The 18116-nt window shown below is 58.5% G+C and carries 20 protein-coding genes; 10 read left to right on the top strand and 10 right to left on the bottom strand.

Annotated elements, in window-relative coordinates:
• Positions 1 to 118: 118 nt before the first annotated feature.
• The gene (gene gltX, locus ACR0MV_RS12215; protein ID WP_480702305.1) at positions 119 to 1444 is read left to right on the top strand and encodes a glutamate--tRNA ligase; all 1326 of its coding nucleotides are present in this window, start codon (positions 119 to 121) and stop codon (positions 1442 to 1444) included.
• A gap of 52 nt (positions 1445 to 1496) precedes the next feature.
• Here gltX and ACR0MV_RS12210 read toward each other — a convergent pair whose 3' ends face one another.
• On the bottom strand, positions 1497 to 2066 hold the full coding sequence (locus ACR0MV_RS12210) for a gamma-glutamylcyclotransferase family protein (RefSeq protein ID WP_480702304.1): 570 nt from the start codon (positions 2064 to 2066) through the stop codon (positions 1497 to 1499).
• 95 nt (positions 2067 to 2161) lie between these two features.
• On the opposite strand from ACR0MV_RS12210, the gene ACR0MV_RS12205 reads away from it, so the two are divergent.
• Complete coding sequence (locus ACR0MV_RS12205) at positions 2162 to 2614, top strand: RrF2 family transcriptional regulator (protein ID WP_480702303.1); 453 nt, start codon at positions 2162 to 2164, stop codon at positions 2612 to 2614.
• Here the strand turns inward: ACR0MV_RS12205 and ACR0MV_RS12200 are convergent.
• Complete coding sequence (locus tag ACR0MV_RS12200) at positions 2611 to 5139, bottom strand: ABC transporter permease (protein ID WP_480702302.1); 2529 nt, start codon at positions 5137 to 5139, stop codon at positions 2611 to 2613. The genes ACR0MV_RS12205 and ACR0MV_RS12200 overlap by 4 nt on opposite strands.
• Positions 5136 to 5831 (bottom strand): ABC transporter ATP-binding protein, encoded by a 696-nt coding sequence (locus ACR0MV_RS12195; protein ID WP_170427095.1) that lies wholly within the window; start codon positions 5829 to 5831, stop codon positions 5136 to 5138. The genes ACR0MV_RS12200 and ACR0MV_RS12195 overlap by 4 nt, the downstream gene beginning before the upstream one ends.
• 51 nt (positions 5832 to 5882) lie before the next feature.
• Here ACR0MV_RS12195 and ACR0MV_RS12190 point away from each other — a divergent pair, with 51 nt between their 5' ends.
• Together ACR0MV_RS12190 and ACR0MV_RS12185 are read left to right on the top strand one after the other, a co-directional pair.
• A complete protein-coding gene (locus tag ACR0MV_RS12190; RefSeq protein ID WP_170427096.1) occupies positions 5883 to 6524 on the top strand; it encodes an arylesterase in 642 nt (213 codons plus the stop codon).
• 3 nt (positions 6525 to 6527) lie between these two features.
• Complete coding sequence (locus ACR0MV_RS12185) at positions 6528 to 7142, top strand: SOS response-associated peptidase (RefSeq protein WP_170427097.1); 615 nt, start codon at positions 6528 to 6530, stop codon at positions 7140 to 7142.
• A gap of 5 nt (positions 7143 to 7147) precedes the next feature.
• Here ACR0MV_RS12185 and ACR0MV_RS12180 read toward each other — a convergent pair whose 3' ends face one another.
• The 5 genes from ACR0MV_RS12180 to ettA form a co-directional block, all read right to left on the bottom strand.
• Positions 7148 to 7708: a L,D-transpeptidase family protein gene (locus tag ACR0MV_RS12180; protein WP_170427098.1), complete on the bottom strand. Its 561-nt coding sequence runs from the start codon at positions 7706 to 7708 to the stop codon at positions 7148 to 7150.
• 178 nt (positions 7709 to 7886) lie between these two features.
• Complete coding sequence (locus ACR0MV_RS12175; protein ID WP_480702301.1) at positions 7887 to 8093, bottom strand: cold-shock protein; 207 nt, start codon at positions 8091 to 8093, stop codon at positions 7887 to 7889.
• 212 nt (positions 8094 to 8305) lie between these two features.
• Entirely contained in the window at positions 8306 to 8803 is a 498-nt protein-coding gene (locus ACR0MV_RS12170) for a PIN domain-containing protein (protein WP_480702300.1), read from the bottom strand.
• Positions 8800 to 9531 (bottom strand): hypothetical protein, encoded by a 732-nt coding sequence (locus ACR0MV_RS12165; protein ID WP_480702299.1) that lies wholly within the window; start codon positions 9529 to 9531, stop codon positions 8800 to 8802. Before ACR0MV_RS12165 ends, ACR0MV_RS12170 begins: the two co-directional genes overlap by 4 nt.
• 146 nt (positions 9532 to 9677) lie before the next feature.
• Positions 9678 to 11345 carry an energy-dependent translational throttle protein EttA gene (gene ettA, locus ACR0MV_RS12160; RefSeq protein WP_480702298.1) on the bottom strand — a complete coding sequence of 556 codons (1668 nt, stop codon included), beginning with the start codon at positions 11343 to 11345 and terminating at the stop codon, positions 9678 to 9680.
• Between the two features lie 225 nt (positions 11346 to 11570).
• On the opposite strand from ettA, the gene ACR0MV_RS12155 reads away from it, so the two are divergent.
• The 3 genes from ACR0MV_RS12155 (at position 11571) to dacB (ending at position 14152) form a co-directional block, all read left to right on the top strand.
• Positions 11571 to 11954, top strand: coding sequence for an MOSC domain-containing protein (locus ACR0MV_RS12155; RefSeq protein WP_480702297.1), 384 nt, complete (start codon positions 11571 to 11573; stop codon positions 11952 to 11954).
• A gap of 32 nt (positions 11955 to 11986) precedes the next feature.
• Complete coding sequence (locus tag ACR0MV_RS12150) at positions 11987 to 12607, top strand: nicotinate-nucleotide adenylyltransferase (protein WP_480702296.1); 621 nt, start codon at positions 11987 to 11989, stop codon at positions 12605 to 12607.
• A 66-nt stretch (positions 12608 to 12673) separates the two neighbouring features.
• Positions 12674 to 14152: a D-alanyl-D-alanine carboxypeptidase/D-alanyl-D-alanine endopeptidase gene (dacB, locus tag ACR0MV_RS12145; RefSeq protein ID WP_480702295.1), complete on the top strand. Its 1479-nt coding sequence runs from the start codon at positions 12674 to 12676 to the stop codon at positions 14150 to 14152.
• Between the two features lie 2 nt (positions 14153 to 14154).
• On the opposite strand, the gene ACR0MV_RS12140 is transcribed toward dacB, so the two are convergent.
• Both ACR0MV_RS12140 and ACR0MV_RS12135 read right to left on the bottom strand, forming a co-directional pair.
• Positions 14155 to 14577 (bottom strand): tellurite resistance TerB family protein, encoded by a 423-nt coding sequence (locus ACR0MV_RS12140; RefSeq protein WP_170427104.1) that lies wholly within the window; start codon positions 14575 to 14577, stop codon positions 14155 to 14157.
• Between the two features lie 81 nt (positions 14578 to 14658).
• Complete coding sequence (locus ACR0MV_RS12135; protein ID WP_170427105.1) at positions 14659 to 15126, bottom strand: Lrp/AsnC family transcriptional regulator; 468 nt, start codon at positions 15124 to 15126, stop codon at positions 14659 to 14661.
• A 108-nt stretch (positions 15127 to 15234) separates the two neighbouring features.
• On the opposite strand from ACR0MV_RS12135, the gene phhA reads away from it, so the two are divergent.
• From phhA to ACR0MV_RS12120, 3 genes are all read left to right on the top strand, one after another.
• Positions 15235 to 16035, top strand: a complete 801-nt coding sequence (phhA, locus tag ACR0MV_RS12130; protein ID WP_480702294.1) for a phenylalanine 4-monooxygenase — start codon at positions 15235 to 15237, stop codon at positions 16033 to 16035.
• Between the two features lie 7 nt (positions 16036 to 16042).
• Positions 16043 to 16396, top strand: coding sequence for a 4a-hydroxytetrahydrobiopterin dehydratase (locus tag ACR0MV_RS12125; RefSeq protein WP_170466982.1), 354 nt, complete (start codon positions 16043 to 16045; stop codon positions 16394 to 16396).
• Between the two features lie 121 nt (positions 16397 to 16517).
• The gene (locus ACR0MV_RS12120) at positions 16518 to 18092 is read left to right on the top strand and encodes a lysine--tRNA ligase (protein ID WP_170466980.1); all 1575 of its coding nucleotides are present in this window, start codon (positions 16518 to 16520) and stop codon (positions 18090 to 18092) included.
• Positions 18093 to 18116: the final 24 nt, after the last annotated feature.

Raw genomic sequence — 18116 nt, 5'->3', positions numbered from 1 at the left:
GCGATCAGCGGTCCGGGTAGCTGGAAAAATGCGCTCGATCCGGCCCTTTCCATCCAAAACGCCTTTGCTGGACAATTGCGCCATCCTGTGACAAGAGCCGCGCCAACAGGAGACACCTATGACCACCACCCGTTTTGCCCCGTCGCCCACCGGTTACATCCATGTGGGCAACCTGCGCACCGCCCTGATGAACTATCTGATCGCCCGCAAGGCTGGCGGCACGTTCATCCTGCGTATTGACGACACCGACCCCGAGCGTTCGAAGGAAGAATATGTTGATGCCATCAAGCAGGACATGGAATGGCTGGGACTGCACTGGGATCGGATCGAGCGTCAGTCGGATCGTCTGGACCGATACGCCGAGGCAGCCGATAAGCTGCGCGAAATGGGTCGGTTCTATGAGGCGTTCGAGACGCCGACCGAGCTGGACCTGAAGCGCAAGAAACAACTGAACATGGGCAAGCCGCCGGTCTATGACCGCGCCGCGCTGAACCTCAGCGATGCCGAGAAGGAAGCGCTGCGCGCGGAACGTGGCAACGGCGTCTGGCGTTTCAAGCTGGATCACGAGCGGATCGAGTGGAATGACGGCATTCTGGGCGATATCTCGATTGACGCGTCATCGGTTTCGGACCCGGTGCTGATCCGTGGTGACGGTCAGGTTCTTTATACAATTGCGTCGGTTGTCGATGACACCGAGATGGGTGTGACGGACGTGGTGCGCGGCTCGGATCACGTGACCAACACGGCTACCCAGATTCAGATTATCGAGGCGCTGGGCGGCACATGTCCGCGCTTTGCCCACCATTCGTTGCTGACCGGCCCGCAAGGCGAGGCGCTGTCGAAACGTCTGGGTACGCTCGCCCTGCGTGATCTGCGCGAGCAAGGCGTCCAACCGATGGCTCTGCTGAGCCTAATGGCGCGTTTGGGCTCGTCTGATCCGGTCGAACTGCGCTCGGAAATGGCCGAGTTGATTGACGGGTTCGATATTGGCCGGTTCGGTGCTGCACCTACAAAGTTCGACGTGCAGGATCTGTTCCCGCTGACCGCAAAGCACCTGCAGTCGCTGCCGCTGGCCGATGTAGCTGATGCCGTGGCAGAAGCAGGCGTGCCCGCTGATCTGGCCGAGCCGTTCTGGGCAATGGCCCGCGAGAACATCACCACTCTGGCCGACCTCAAAGGTTGGTGGGAGCTGTGCCGCGATGGCGCCGAGCCGCTTATTGCGGATGAGGATCGCGACTTTATTGCCGAAGCCATCGCTCTTCTGCCCGAAGGCCCCTTTGACGGGGATACATGGGGCAAATGGACCAGCGCGGTCAAGGAAGCCACGGGCCGTAAAGGCAAGGGTCTGTTCATGCCGTTGCGCAAGGCGCTGACTGGGATGGAGCGTGGGCCCGAGATGGCCGCCCTGCTGCCGCTGTTGCAGGTGATCCGCGCCAAGGCCTGATCGTTTCAGGACATGCATTCGGAAAGGCGGGGTCTAGCGGTCCCGCCTTTTTCTATGCGGTCTGCACGATCCGCGCCGCGATCCGGTTGAGCCGGTCATCTACGAATTCCGTCTCGGTGCGTTTCAATTGTTGGTGACGCGGATACCGAGGCTCGGCCCGGTCGTTCAGGATCGGTGCGTCCCAACCGTCGGTGGTCTCAAAGAAACGATCCGCGCCCTCTTCCCCAAACGCGCGCAAATACCCCTGAACCACAACGTCAATGTAACTGAGCAGCAAGGGGTGATGATTGCTCGGCGCATTGTGCTTGTCGTGCGGCACGGCGTAGACGGCAATCTCGACCTCATGTTTCAGTGGATGCGTAATAGACTGTGTCGCGGGCACCCGGTCATAGGCCCACTCCCGTTCGTCCAAGGCGACCCAATCGTTTTTGGGGACATGCGCGATCATGCCTTCGATTTCGGATGCAGCATCGGGCACCGCGGTCAGAAAGGCGACCGGACGTAGATCGGTGTGCCTCCAGGCGCGTCGCCACCCCTTCAGCAGGGCCGGTCGCGGGTCGGGAAAGTCGTGCGTCGACAGGTTCACAAGGCTGCCATAGCCAAAGAAATAGGGGTCTGCCATTTGCCTCAGCGTCCTTTCGTGACGATTGATGTATGTCAAACCGGTTTTTTGCCGAACATGCAATAAGGTCGCATCTGGAATTTTGGGAGGTCACGATGCGGATAACCAAACGGACGAACATAGCGGTGCGCCTGCTGATGTATTGTGCGGCTCATCAGGACAGGCTGGTCACCAAGTCAGAGATCGCCGAAGTGTGCAATATCTCGGAAAATCACTTGGCGCAGGTGATCAATCAACTGAGCCAGCTGGACTATCTCAGCACCCAGCGCGGTCGCAACGGCGGGATGATGCTGGCGCGGCCTGCCGGCCAAATTCGCATCGGGTCGGTGTTCCGCGATGTCGAAGGAAATCTGCCGCTGGCCGAGTGTTTTGCGGATGCCGATAACACTTGCCCGTTGACCGACGCCTGCCGGTTACGTCTTGCGCTGCAGGACGCGGCCGAGTTGTTTTATGCCTCGCTGGACGATATCACCTTGGATGCTCTTGTATGTAACAACGATCAGTTGCTTCAGATCTTGCAACCTGTGGCCTGCGCGCGCGTGGGTTAATCGCTGGCGCGCAGGATGCGGGCCGGACGAACGGCCAAGGGGCGTAAGGCGAAGATCAACCCGGCGCCAAGCGTCACGATGATGCCGGCCACAACGATGCCAATGGCTGACGGCCAGATGACCGAGAAACTGGTGTCGAAGATGTATTTGGCCACGGCCCAGCCGCCCAAGATGCCGGTCAACAAGGCCACGCCACCAGCGGCCGCGCCCAACAGGATGGCGCGCAAGGCAAAGCTGAACAGGATGCGCCGCCGGTCAGCCCCGAGCGTTTTGAGAACCGCAGCCTCATAGCGGCGGGCTGGTTCTCCGGCTGCTGCAGCACCGATCAGAACCAGGAAACCTGTCAAAAGGGAAATCCCCGCTCCATAAGATGTGGCGGCGGCGATGCCCGCCAACAGGCCCGAGACACGGTCTATCGCGTCGCGAACCCGGATCCCGGTGATGTTGGGAAACTGCCCCGCCAGATCGCGAAGGATCGCGGTTTCAGCTTCTTCTTCGGCATAGACCGTCGCGATAAAGCTGTGCGGTGCACCGGCAAGGGCAGACGGGTTCATGGACATGATGAAGCCCATTCCCGCATTTGAAAAGTCGACCTCGCGTGTCGATGTAAGCTCTGCAGTGATGTCCCGGCCCAAAATGTTCACCGTCAACTGATCGCCCAGTTTGAGGCCCATTTCTTCGGCTTCTTCGGCGGCGAAACTCACTTGGGGCTTACCGGAATAATCTTCAGCCCACCATTCGCCCGACGTGATACGCGCATTTTCTGGCGGCAACACAGAATAGGTCACACCGCGGTCGCCATCCAGAACCCAGTGGTCACCTGCCACCTCGCGCGCGGGCTGACCGTTGATCTGCGTGATGATCCCGCGCAGCATTGGCGCGCTTTCGATCCGGCTGACGGCTGGGTCCGAGGTCAGCCGCTCGGAAAATCCCGGCATCTGGTCCTTTTGAATGTCGACAAAGAAATAAGATGGCGCGACATCCGGCAGGTTCCCGGAAATTGCGTTGCGCAAGGTGCCGTCGATTTGTCCGACGGCAGCCAAGACTGAAAGCCCCAGCCCCAGAGATAACACCACGGATGCAGCGCCCTCGCGCGGGTCGGAAATGGCGGATAAGGCCCAGCGTAAGGCCGGGCGCCCACGCGCCGATGGGGCACTGACGCGGGCCAGCTTTCGCACAGCGAACGCGGCGAGCGAAAGAAGGAGGAGCGCGCCCACCAACCCTCCGGCAGTCCAGAGTGTCAGCCGGGCCGAGCCGCTGAACCAGGCCGCCGACGCGATCAGCAAAGCCAGTCCAAGGCCGGTGGCTGCCAGGTAAACGCCTCGGGGAAGTGCTTGGGCCGAGGTCAGCGCGTCGCGAAACAAGGTCGCTGCGCGCACGTCTTCGGTGCGTGCAAGGGGCCAAAGCGTAAACAGGAATGCTGTCAGCAAGCCATATAGGGCGGCTTCGGCCAGCGGAGCGGTATAAAGCGAGAATACGGCAGGGACCGGTAGGCTGGCCTCAATCACCGGGGCCAAAAGCAACGGGAGTAGCCCACCTAGAGCCAGGCCCAGCAGGATACCGACTGCGGACAAGACGCCGATCTGGATCATGTAGGTTTGAAATATCGTCGCTCTGTCTGCACCCAGCGTGCGCAGTGTTGCAATGGTCTCGGTCTTTTGGGACAGATAGGCGCGTACCGCTGCCGAAACGCCGATGCCACCGACCGCAAGGCCAGACAAACCCACCAGCACCAGAAACGCGCTGAGCCGCCCGACAAATTCGGCAATACCGGGTGCGCCATTACGCGCATCGGTCCAACGCATGCCGGTGCCCTCGAAATTCTCGCGGGCTTCCATAGACAGGCCTGCCAAATTGGTGCCTTGGGGCAGGGCCAGGCGGTACTTGGTTGAAAACAAGGTGCCGGGGGCCAACAGTCCCGAGGCTTGCAAATCCTCGGTCCGAACAAGTGTGCGGGGGCCCAGACCAAAGCCATCAGCGGCCCCGTCGGGTTCATGGATCAGTGCAGCTGTCAGAACGAAGTCCTGCGTTCCTAGCGCAAACTGATTTCCGACGGATAAGCCCAACCTGTCAATCAGTGCAGGGTCCATAACCGCGCCGGGTAGACCTTGCTGCGCGCCAAGGGCCGTCGACAGAGGCATCTGAGGGTCCAGAACCGGTGTGCCCAGCAGCGGATAAGCGTCATCGACCGACTTGACCTGCGTCAGCGCGCGCTGCGTCTGGTCGCCCTGACCGGCCACGGCCATAGATCTGAAATCAACCACCTCCGAGACATCAATCCCGGTTTGGTCCATCCAGCTGCGCTCTTCATCAGTTGCAAAGCGATAGGTGAATTCCAACTGGGCGTCCCCGCCCAGCAGCGCCGCGCCCTCTTCGGTCAGGCCGGCCTGTATCGCGTGGCGGACCGAGCCGACAGCCGCGATCGCCGCGACCCCAAGCGCGAGACAGGCGAGAAAAACGCGAAACCCGCGCAGACCGCCCCGAAGTTCCCGGCGTGCCAGCCGCCCGGCCAGCCGAAGGCTCATTCTGCCGCCTCTTGCTGACTGTCTTCCGAGATACGCCCGTCACGCAAACGAACAACCCTGTCGCATCTGCGCGCTAGGCTATGGCTGTGCGTCACCAGCACCAAAGTCGCTCCGTGTCGGTCCCGCAGGCCAAACAGTAAGTCCACAATGGCCGCGCCGTTCGTTTCATCAAGGTTTCCGGTGGGTTCATCCGCAAGCAATATCTGCGGACGCGGAGCCGCCGCCCTTGCAAGTGCTACACGCTGTTGTTCACCGCCTGACAATTGCGCCGGGTAGTGGTCACGCCGGTGGGACAGCCCGACTGCATCCAATTCTGCCTCGGCCCGTTGAAACGCATCTTTCTGACCTGCCAACTCCAAAGGCGTCGCCACGTTTTCCAGCGCCGTCATGGTCGGGATCAGGTGGAAGTTCTGAAACACAACGCCCATGGCATTGCGTCGAAAACGGGCCAGAGCGTCCTCGTCCATATCGGTCAGGTTCTGGCCGAGCGCCGTTATCGTTCCGCCGGTCGCCTGTTCCAGACCGCCCATTAGCATCAAGAGCGAGGATTTGCCCGACCCGGACGGTCCAACCAGCCCCAGCGTTTCACCTTTTTGGACGGTCAGGTTAACCTCATGCAGGATATCGACCCGTCCAGCATTGCCATCCAGCGACAAAGCGGCATTTTTAAGCGAAAGAACAGGTGTCGTCATGGGTCTTTCCAGAAAGGGGGCGGTCAATTGGGATATGGAGCGGTTCAAAAAATGCGCAAGGCCTTGATGTCGGTGCTGTTTGTGTTCTGCGGCTTTGCCGCCACAGCCGAGCCGGTGGTGATCGCGGCATTGGGGGACTCGCTCACGCAAGGATATGGTTTGCCGGAACAGGATGGGTTTGTACCTCAGCTGGATCAATGGCTAAAGAGCCAGGGCGCGGACGTTCGGTTGATCAACGCGGGCGTGTCCGGTGATACCACAGCTGGAGGCGCGGCGCGCGTGGATTGGACCCTGACGCCGGAGGTTGATGGGATGATCGTGGCACTGGGTGGCAATGACCTACTGCGTGGGATTGATCCTGCGGTGTCGCGCGCGAACCTTGAAACAATTGTTCAATCCGCACGGGGTTCTAATGTCGACGTTCTGCTGATTGGCATGCAGGCACCGGGAAACTACGGGGACGACTACAAGCAGGCTTTTGATGCGATGTACCCGGATCTGGCGCGTGAGTATCAGTTGCTGTTTGCAGAAAGCTTCTTTGAGGGGCTGCAACCAAATGGCGACCCCAACGCGGTTCGGCAGTACATGCAGCCCGATGGAATTCACCCCAACAAAGAGGGCGTGGCCCGGATTGTCGAAGCGCTTGGGCCGTCCGTGCTTGAACTGGTCAATCTGTCAGCTGGGCAGGACTGAACCATGCCTGGGCGCTTTTTCCTGACACGTTCAATGTCCGAAATTGCCCAGGCTCTGAATGTTCCTGACAAGATCGCTACGCAAACGCCACGCCGCAACATCCAACCGGGGCAGGAGGTGATTGTGCTGACCTCGAATGGGCTTGGACCGATGCGTTGGGGAATGATCCCGGTAGGCCGGGTCAACGCCCGTGGCAGGCCCGTAATGGAGACCATCATCAACGCTCGCTCCGAAACCGTCTTTGATAAGACAGCCTTCGAAGGAGTGGGCAGAGCTGTGGTCCCGGTGGACGGGTGGTATGAATGGACCGGCGAAAAGCGCCGCAAAACCGCTTGGCGTATAGCTTCAGCCGATGGAAAGTTGCTGTTCTTCGCAGCCATAACCGACACGTGGCAAGCGCCCGGAGGCTTGCGCGTGGACCAGTTTGCTGCGGTGACGTGTCCGCCCAATAATGATCTTGAGCCGATACATCATCGTATGGGCGTGTTGCTGAACCCTGGTGACGTTCAGACATGGCTTAATGGTACAGAAGACGAGGCCAAGGCGCTGACCCGGCCGTGGCCGGACGGGTTACTGCAGATCGAAGAGGCGACAGATGTCGATTGGTCCGGGCCCTAAGCGTCTCAGACAACTGTAACGACGGTGCCGATCGGGACACGTTCGTACAGGTCGATCACGTGCGAATTCAACATCCGGATGCACCCGTTCGAAGCAGCCCGACCGATGGTCTGTGGCTGCGTGGTGCCGTGAATGCGGAAATACGTATCTACACCGTTCTGGAACAGGTACAGCGCGCGTGCACCCAGCGGATTGTCCCCGCCGCCGGGCTGGACATAGTCGTTGTCCTTGAACTTGGCGTAAGTGGTCGGTTCACGCTCGATCATCTCGTCTGTGGGGCGCCAGGTCGGCCACTCTTTCTTGACGTCGATGGTGGCTGTGCCGGTGAATTCCAGCCCCGCCTTACCAACGCCGCAGCCATAGCGGATCGCTTTGCGCGGTTCGGTGATGAAATACAGATAATACGACCGTGGCGCGACAAGCAGCTGGCCCGGCAGGAACTGTTTCTTGACCCGAACGAACTGAGGTGTGGGGTCGTATTCAACGGCCTTTTTCTTGGCCGACGCAAGACCGGGCGTCAGGCCCGCGGCTGCGGAAGCTGCAAGGAATGTGCGACGTGTGAACATATCGGCTCTCTTCAGGACAACAGAAAAATCGTAAACCAGTGTCGGAATGATAGCCGATCTGGTCAATCATTGGTGAAGAGTAAACGAAATGTGATGTCATCGCAGAGCCACACTTGTGTTGCGACCTTGCCCCGCAAAAAGTCAAAAGGGCAGAGGAAACCTCTGCCCTTTCATGGCTTTAGGTCAGCGCGATGTCGTCGGCGCTTTCGCGGCCATCACGACCCGAGCGCAGCTCGTACGTGACTTTCTGGTTGTCGGCCAGGCCGGTCAGGCCTGAACGCTCAACTGCCGAGATGTGAACGAAGATGTCTTTGCCGCCATCTTCGGGTGCGATAAAGCCGTAGCCTTTGGTGGTGTTGAACCATTTTACGGTGCCTGTGGGCATATCCGTTGTCTCCTGTTTAGTGCTGCCCACGTGGATGCGGCAGCCTGGCGTCGTCGGTCTGGATCGAATGACTGAGCGCCGAAAATGGAGACAGTAGGTCGAAATAGAAAAACGTTAGCCCTTTGGATATGGCATCGGGGTGGCGGTGAGGCAAGGGTGGAATGCGTTTTGTCGAAAGCGAGTACGCCGATGCAGGAAACTTACCGACTTAACTACCCAAATAAATCCGATGGCGGATCCGGCGGTTCCGGTAGATCGTCAATAGAAATCGCATTGAGGCCAATCTTCTTAGCAAAAGTTCGAAGACCGCGGTCCTGCGAATAAATTACCTCACAACCGCGAACCTTCGCGATAGCACAAATTTGGCGGTCAAATTTCAGCTTTTGGTAGGGCTCGGATGATCCGGCCCTTTTGTCTCCCGTTGAACGGATTGCAGCTTCTATCGCTGCTAACTCGCATGCCTCGCGTGTTCCAAAAGAGGCAATTTCAAAAACGCGGCTCCTATCAAGCTTCTCAACGACTTCCTGAGCTCTGCGAGGTTCTTTGATAAGCAATTCCGCCAGCGCAGGCGTTGGCACAACAATTGTGGATTTGTCATCCGTCAGCTTTTCGTGCAACTGGTTTACCTTTTCCACATCAACCGCGCTTCCGGCTGGCGATGGATCAAAAAGGAAGAACAAAAAGCGGGCGTCAAATGCGACGAGATTCAATGGTAGTTTTCCTCGCCGTTATCAGAATCCAAGGAATCATATGCATTCTTGCCAGTCAAACCCTTTAGACGCATGTTTCGAAGCTCTTTTATGCTCGAAAGCAGATCACCATCATCGGAAACTTGAAAATTCACTGTGTCGAATTGAACCATCTTCCATTCACCGCTTTGCTCTCGTTTGAAGCGGCCGCTTCCAGTAAATTTGAGGACTTCCCCAAACAAGTAAGCGGCCACTTCTCTGGCCATGTCGCGGTTCATTGTGACATTGTATTCCCTGCTACCGTCCACCAACTTTGCGTGGACGGTTTCATCTGTGCCGCCAATACGTACAAGCTGTCCGTATACAGATACTTGCTCACGGAACGTGGGCGACTTGAAAGCCTCGGGTGTATTGATGCCGGGAAAACTGATAACTTCAGCTCCTTTGTAATCCAGTAGCCTACCGTCTGTTTTGTCGCGTTTTAACAGGTCGTTTATGTTGCGGATAGCGCTACTATTTGCCGGATTTTTGGACTGTTCGCGAACGTTCCTGTCGACTTCTTCAGATGAGTCCCAATCTACCTTCGCAACAACAATAGTTGATCCGTTTTCAAGCCCACCGAACACAACCCCCGCTTTAACATTCAGGAGTTTTGAAAGCGCATCCGCATAGTCCGCCAAGCGATCTAGAGGGATCGTGTCGGGGCTAAACTTACGCACATAGAGCTTATATTCACGGTTTTTATGCACAGCTCAGACAATCAAAAGGATGCTTTTTGTTCTGCTTACAACATATTAACAATTTCTGAACAACCAACACCGTTAAAAGTGAAGTTTTTTCGAGGGCGTGGTTCTTAGGTGCACCCTCGATTCAACCTGTTGACTTAGCTACATTTTTACCGTGCAAACTTCTTGTGCTTCAACCGCTTGGGCTCCAGCGCATCCGGGCCTAGACGGCGCTTTTTGTCCTCTTCGTAATCCTCGAAGTTGCCCTCAAACCACTCCACATGGGCATCACCCTCAAACGCCAGAATATGCGTGCAGATCCGGTCAAGGAAGAAACGGTCGTGCGAGATGACCACGGCGCAGCCGGCGAAATCGACCAGAGCGTCTTCCAGCGCGCGCAGGGTTTCGACGTCGAGGTCGTTGGTTGGTTCGTCGAGCAGCAGGACGTTGCCGCCCTCTTTCAACAGGCGGGCCATGTGGACGCGATTGCGCTCACCACCTGACAGCAGCGAGACCTTTTTCTGTTGATCGCCGCCCTTGAAGTTGAAGGACGAGCAATAGGCGCGGGAATTGACCTGCGCGTCGCCCAACTGGATGATCTCGGCGCCGCCGGTGATCGCCTCCCACACGGTGTCATTGTCGGCAAGGTCGTCGCGGGACTGGTCGACGTAAGACAGTTCGACCGTGTCGCCCAGCGTGATGGTGCCGCTGTCGGGCTGTTCCTGACCGGTGAGCATCTTGAACAGGGTCGATTTACCGGCACCGTTGGGGCCGATGACGCCGACGATGCCGCCGGGAGGCAGAGCGAAGTCCAGCCCTTCGATCAGTTGCTTGTCGCCCAAATGTTTCGACAGGCCTTCGACCTCGATCACCTTGCCGCCAAGGCGCTGGCCGTTGGGGATGACGATCTGGGCACGGGTCAGCTTTTCGCGTTCGGACTGTTCGGCCAGTTCGTTATAGGCGTTGATCCGGGCCTTGGATTTGGCCTGACGCGCCTTTTGACCCTGACGCATCCATTCCAGTTCGCGCTGCAGGGTCTTCTGCTTGGACTTGTCCTCGCGGGCTTCCTGCTCCAGCCGTTTGGCCTTTTGTTCCAGCCATGCGGAGTAGTTGCCCTCGTACGGAATGCCGCGGCCACGGTCGAGTTCCAGAATCCAGCCGGTGATGTCATCCAGGAAATAACGGTCGTGGGTGACGATCAGGATGGTGCCCTTGTAGTCGATCAGGTGCTGTTGCAGCCAGGCGATGGTCTCGGCATCCAGGTGGTTGGTCGGTTCGTCCAGCAGCAGCATGTCGGGTGCTTCGAGCAGCAGCTTGCACAGCGCTACGCGGCGTTTCTCACCACCCGAGAGGTTGGCGATGTTGGCATCGTCCGGCGGACAGCGCAGCGCCTCCATCGAGACGTCGATCTGGCTGTCGAGATCCCACAGGTTTTCCGCGTCGATCGCGTCCTGCAGGGTGGTCATCTCTTCCATCAGTTCGTCCGAGTAGTTCTCGGCGATTTCCATGGCGATCTCGTTGAAACGGTCGACCTTGGCCTTCTTCGCGGCCACGCCCAGCATGACGTTTTCACGCACCGACAGCGATTCATCGAGCTGCGGTTCCTGCGGCAGATAGCCGACCTTGGCACCCTCGGCGGCCCATGCCTCACCGGTGAAGTCGGTATCGAGGCCCGCCATGATCTTCATCAGCGTCGACTTACCCGCGCCGTTGACGCCGACAACACCGATTTTCACGCCGGGCAGAAAGCTTAGATGGATGTTTTCAAAGCACTTCTTGCCACCGGGATAGGTCTTTGAGACACCCTGCATGTGGTAGACATATTGATAGGCGGCCATGTCGCGTCCTCTGGGTCGGGGAAATTGGGTTGAAACGCTGGATATCCGAGCCGGGCGAGCGGGGCAAGTTGGTGGTTTTGGGAATTTAGTATGGATTCGCGTTCAGCTAAGTTGAGTCCGCTAGAGGGGAGGGGTGTTTTGTCGGAACTAGCCAAATTGATAGCGGGTTGGGCCCAGCCAGGGCGGGTGGATTGGATTGGGATGCGGCCCTCGCGACGGGACGTAATGGAAACTGTTGACGTGGCCGGAATTTCAGCGGACGGGCTGGACGGCGATAGAAGTCGAGCAGGCAAGCGGGCAGTGACTTTGATTCAGCGGGAGCACCTTAAAGCAATCGGCTCTTTCCTCGGTCAGGAACCAGTTTCCCCAGAAATCCTGCGGCGCAATCTGGTGGTTTCCGGGATAAATCTCACGGCGCTCAAGGGGCGTGAGGTGCAGGTAGGCGAGGCCATTCTGCGCTTTACCGTGATATGCGCGCCGTGCAGCCGGATGGAGGAGGCGCTGGGCAAGGGTGGATACTCTGCCGTTCGCGGGCATGGCGGGTGGTGCGCCGAAGTGGTGCGGCCCGGGCGGGTTGCGCTGGGTGATCTGGTGCAACCTGTTGATTGACAACGCCCCGCAGTTCTGAACATCAGCAAGGCATGGATCGGTACAGCATTCCATACGCACGCCCCGGGCAGGTCATCGGGCTGTTTGGCGGGTCTTTTGATCCGCCGCACCAGGGGCATGTGCATGTAACGCTTGAGGCGATGAAAGCGTTTGGGCTGGATCGGGTTTGGTGGCTGGTGTCCCCCGGCAATCCCTTGAAAGCACACGGGCCTGCACCTTTGGCGCAACGGGTAGAGGCGGCGCGGGCGGTCATCAATCATCCAAGGGTCGAGATCACGGACATCGAAGCATTGACCAAAACGCGGGCCACGGCGGATACGCTTATGGCGCTGCGACGGCTTTATCCCGAGGTGCGGTTCGTCTGGCTGATGGGCGCGGACAATCTGGCGCAATTCCACAAATGGAAGAACTGGCCGCTGATCATGGACAGCGTGCCGGTGGGGGTGATTGCGCGTCCCGGTGATCGGATTTCGGCGCGCATGTCGCCTGCTGCGCGGCTCTATGCCAAATACCGGATCGATGGCCAGGCGCGGCATCTGCTGGGACGGGCCGAAGCGCCCGCGTGGTGTTTCGTGAATGTGCCGATGGTCGATGTCAGCTCGAGCCAGATCCGGGCGCGCGGCGAATGGGATGGCAGGGTGTTGCCGGAATAGCCCCTATGCGCGCATAATCTACATCAATGGTTGTGCGTATTTGTTCCGTGAGATTTTATCTGACCCATGGCTGATCGGTTTTCACGACGTGGATTTCTAGCAGGGCTGGGCGCGGCTTTGGCCCCTGGTATAGCTTTGGCCGAGGCTCCTTTGGTCTCGCTGCGCCCGCAATTGCGCGGCGACCTGCCCTCGGGGGCCGAGCGTTTGGTTCAGGCGGCCGGACTGCGAGGCGAGGTTGTGTTCGCGGTAGCCGACGCCTCAACAGGTGCGGCGCTTGAGGCATACGGAGGCGATCAGGGGTTGCCTCCGGCGAGCGTCGGAAAGGCTTTGACGGCGCTTTACGCGCTTGACGTTCTGGGCGCGGATCACCGGTTCGAGACGGTTCTCATGGCGGATGGCCCGATCGAAAACGGGATTATCAAAGGAGATCTGATCCTTGTGGGCGGAGGCGACCCCTTGCTGGATACGGACGCTCTGGCGACGATGGCGTCGAACCTGCGCGAGGCCGGGATTGCCGAAGTTCAGGGTGCGTTTAAGGTCTACGAAGGCGCTTTGCCTTATGTGTTCAGTATAGACCCCGGGCAGCCGGATCATCTGGGCTACAGCCCTTCGATCAGTGGAATATCCTTAAACTTCAACCGGGTGCATTTCGAGTGGAAGCGCGACGGCACCAGTTATGACGTGACAATGGATGCGCGCAGTGCGCGCTACCAACCTTCGGTCGAAATGGCCTCGATGCGGGTCGAGAACCGCAAGCTGCCAATTTACACTTATGAATCCAGCGCGCGGCAGGATCGCTGGACCGTGGCCAAGGGCGCGCTTGGCAATGGCGGCGCGCGGTGGTTGCCGGTACGCAAACCCGCGCTGTACGCGGGCGATGTTTTCCAGACACTTGCGCGCGCAAATGGGATTGTGCTGGGCCGGGTACAGGTCACACGCGAAGCACCGCAAGGTACAGTGCTGGTGGTTCACCAAAGCGACCCATTGGATAGCATTCTGCGCGGTATGCTGAAGTACTCGACCAATCTGACGGCTGAAATGGTCGGCATGGCAGCCTCGAAAGCAAGGGGCGCACAGTTGGAGACGCTGCAAGACTCGGCCGCCGAGATGAATCGTTGGGCGGCTGAAACTTATGGCGTGACGGGGATCGCAATGGTGGATCACTCGGGGCTCGGTGATGCCTCGCGCATGGCGCCGGGCGATTTGGTGACTGCTCTGGTCGCTGCGAAACAGGCGGGTGCCTTGCGGCCGCTGTTGAAGAAATTCACCCTTGCGGACAGTCAGGGGCGACCGGTCAAGAACCACCCGATCAAAGTGGATGCCAAGACCGGGACGCTGAATTTCGTATCCGGTCTGGGTGGTTTCATCACAACACCGGGTGGTGCGGATTTGGCCTTTGCCATCTTTACCGCTGATGTCGATCACCGGGCGACGATCCCGCGTGCAAATCGTGAGCGGCCTCAAGGCGCGCGCAGTTGGAATAGTCGCTCGCGCAAACTGCAACGCGCTCTGATCGAGCGTTGGGGGTCAATGGCCGGAAGCTGAGGTCAGGTGGTGTGGCGCGCCCGCGCGCCGCGTTCGATGGCCGCAGCGTGAAGGCGGTCGATGTTCAACTCGTACCGGATTTCTTCCAACAGCCGCAGCTCGGTCTCGGCCAGCGATCCATCTGCCGCGGCCACATCGCAGGCAAGGGCATAGGCGGTTTCGTGCAGCCGCTCTGGCAGGTTGTCGCGGATCAGGCCGAACAGAGCATCCAACCCATCCTCTTGTTCGAACAGGTCAAACACGATCTGCGACACGCGGCGGGTGCGGTCGATATCATATTCCGCAAACACCGGCAGCATGTTTACCGCACCTTCGATCTTGACCAGTTCGGCCGTCCGGATGGTTTCGTCAGAGGCAGAGATCGCAACCATGATCGCAACAAGGCAATCCTGAGGGGACATAGGGTGAGGTACTTGATCGGTCATGGTGTCGTCCTGATTGGGCTTTCTGCGCCCGCACGATAGGTGGGCTGGCGCGCGGGTTCAACGGATTTCGCGTCGCCGATGCTAGAGAATGGGCAACGGTCCGCGGGTTTTGGTTTGGCGCAGCACGAAATTGCTGCGCGTGTCGCGGACCAGGCCGGATTTCAAAAGGCGCTGCATGATGAAGTGCTCAAGCTCTTCGGGGGTTTTGGCATAGACCTTTAGGATGAAGTCGTGATCCCCGGTTATTGACGCACATTCGACGATCTGTGGTTCAGTTTCGATCAGGCGCAGGAATGCGTTGATGCTGTCCTCCTGATGTTCCCGCAGGGCCACATGGACGTAGGCGATTGCGTTCAACCCAACGGATTTTGCGCGGACCTGTGCGGCATAGCCCGCAATGATGTCGGCGGCCTCAAGATCGCGCACGCGCCGCCAGCATTGGGAGGCGGACAGCCCGGTGCGATCAGCAAGGTCCTGCATGGAGAGGCGACCATCGGCTTGAAGCTCTTGCAGAATGGCAATGTCGGCAGGTTGGAGGGTTTGTTTCATAAATTGTGACTCTGTGAGATGTATTTGCCAAAATACCGACGAAGGTACGTTATTCCAAACCAAATTTTCCGACCAGTGGCGTTAAACTTTTCCCAAGGAGGGAACGTGATGCCCAAGTCGACGAAATATGTGGCCAAAGTCGCCGACGCGCGCGGCCATATTGCCTACACACCGGAAGAGGACGCTGTTTGGGCGGATCTCTATGCTGCGCAAGAGGAAAACATTCAACGTTACATGGCTCAGGATTACCTGGACGGGCTGGCCCGTCTGGATTTGCCAAAAACATCTGTGCCTTCTTGTGCTGCCATATCAGAGCGGCTGTTGGATCTGACCGGTTGGAGGGTGCAGCCGGTGCCCGCCCTAATTGGTTTCAAAACCTTCTTCGGAATGCTGGCCGACCGGGTTTTTCCAGCGGCATCCTTCATCCGGTCGCGTGAGGATTTCGACTACATTGAAGAGCCCGATATCTTTCACGAGATTTTCGGCCATACACCCTTGCTAAGTGATCCGCGCTTCGCTGCCTTCAGCCATGCAATCGGGAAGGCTGGCGTTCAGGCGAGTGACAAGGATTATTCTTGGTTGATCCGACTGTATTGGTTCTCGATCGAGTTTGGTCTGCGCCGTCAGAATGGTCAGATCAAGGCACTTGGGTCAGGGCTTGCTTCGTCGCCGACCGAGTTGGTCTACGCCGTCGAGAGCGATCTTCCTGACCGCGATCCCTTCGACATCATGACGATCCTGCGCACACCTTACCGGATCGACATGCATCAGATGGGCTATTTCGTGCTAGAGTCGCCCGAGGAACTGTTTGCAGCCGCCGAACGTGACCTGCTGGCCGATGTGCGGCACGCTCAATCTCTTGGATTGTTGCCAAACAAGTTCCCTGAAAAAGCAACCGCAGCGGAGTGAACGGATCATGACACTAACCGGAGAAACTTGCAGCCTGTCGGACAAAACCTGCGTGCCCTGTTCTGGTGGCGTACCTGCGCTGACACGTGATGAGGCCAACACTCACTTGGCCGAGCTATCATCGGAATGGCAGCTGGATACGGATGCAAAGTTGCTAAGCCGTCATTTCAAATTCAAAGGGTTCGCCAAGGCGACTTATCTGGCCAATCTCTGCGCGTGGCTTGCCGATCAGCAGGGGCATCACCCGGATGTCTGTTTCGGTTGGGGCTACGTGGACGTCAAACTGACCACCCATGAGATTGGCGGGCTCAGCGAGAATGACTTTATCTGGGCGGCCAAGCTGGATCAGTTGACCGCTTAGAACGGCCTTTCCATCAGGAAAAACAGCCCTCTTTATTGACTCATGCTGCACCGGCACAATAGGAGGGGCCGGTCGGTTGCATGGGGCGACTGGCAATGTTTTTCCCGATGGAGCAAATCTGATGTCTGAACTGCGCGAAACCGCGATGTCGTCCAAGGCCTGGCCTTTTGAAGAGGCGCGCCGGTTGCTCAAACGCTATCAGAAAGCCGCCCCGGAAAAGGGATACGTCCTGTTTCAAACCGGCTATGGTCCGTCGGGCCTGCCGCATATCGGCACGTTTGGCGAGGTCGCCCGGACCTCGATGGTACGGCATGCGTTTGAGCAGATTAGCGACATCCCGACCAAGCTGATCTGCTTCTCGGACGATATGGATGGCTTCCGCAAGGTGCCGACCAACGTGCCAATGCAGGAAGAGTTGAAGGAAGACCTGCATCTGCCGCTGACCAAGGTGCGCGATCCGTTCGGCACGCACGCGGGGTTTGCGCAGCACAATAACGCGATGCTGTGTGACTTTTTGGACAGTTTCGGGTTCGAATACGAATTCGCCTCGGCCACCGATTACTATACCAGCGGCAAGTTTGACGAGACGTTGCTGATTGCGCTGGAGCGGTTTGACAAGATTCAGGAGATCATGCTGCCGACCCTTGGGCCCGAGCGGCGCGAGACCTATTCGTGCTTCCTGCCGATCAGTCCAAAGACCGGCCACGTGCTGCAGGTACCGACGCTGGAACGCAACGTGGCCAAAGGTACGATCGTCTATCAGGAGCCCGATGGCGAAAAGGTCGAGATCCCGGTCACCGGCGGCAACGTCAAAATGCAGTGGAAGCCGGACTGGGCCATGCGCTGGGCGGCGCTGGGCGTCGATTACGAGATGTCGGGCAAGGACCTGATCGACTCGGTCACGCAGTCTTCGAAAATCTGTCGGGCGCTGGGCAAACAGCCGCCCGAGGCGCTGAGCTATGAGCTGTTCAATGATGAGCAGGGCCAGAAAATCTCGAAGTCGAAAGGCAACGGGTTGTCGATGGAGGAGTGGCTGACCTATGCCGCACCGGAAAGCCTGTCATACTTCATGTATCAGAAGCCCAAAACTGCCAAGCGTCTGTACTTTGATGTAATCCCGAAGGCTGTGGATGAGTACCACCAGCAATTGCGTGCCTATCCGGGGCAGGATCTGAAGGCTCAGCTGAACAACCCTGTCTGGCACATCCACGGTGGTGATGTACCGGAATCCACCCTGATGGTGCACTTCGCAATGTTGCTGAACCTCGCGTCCGTGTCGGGTGCCGAAGACAAAGAGGCGCTGTGGGGTTTTATCCGCCGGTATGCGCCCGAAGCTACGGCCGAAACGCATCCCGATCTGGATCAGGCGGCCGGCTTTGCCGTGCGGTACTTCAACGACTTCGTGAAACCCACCCGCCAGCACCGCGCACCGACCGATCAGGAACGCGAAGCGCTGGAGGCGCTGAAAGGCGCGCTTGAATCCTACGATGGACCGATCGAGGACGAGGCACTGCAATCGGTGGTCTATTCCATCGGTCGCGAGCGGTTCGATCCGATGCGTGGGTGGTTCACTGCACTCTACGAGGTGCTGCTGGGCGCGTCGCAGGGCCCGCGTTTTGGCGGGTTCATCGCGCTTTATGGCGTGCCGGAAACCATCGCGCTGATCGACAAGGCGCTGGCCGGAGAGCTGGTCTGATTTGACCTGACATTGCATGGGGCT

This window comes from Ruegeria sp. BC3, from assembly GCF_056539265.1.
The sequence above is the reverse complement of the archived record's forward strand: the minus strand, read 5'-3'. Positions and strand labels throughout refer to the sequence as shown.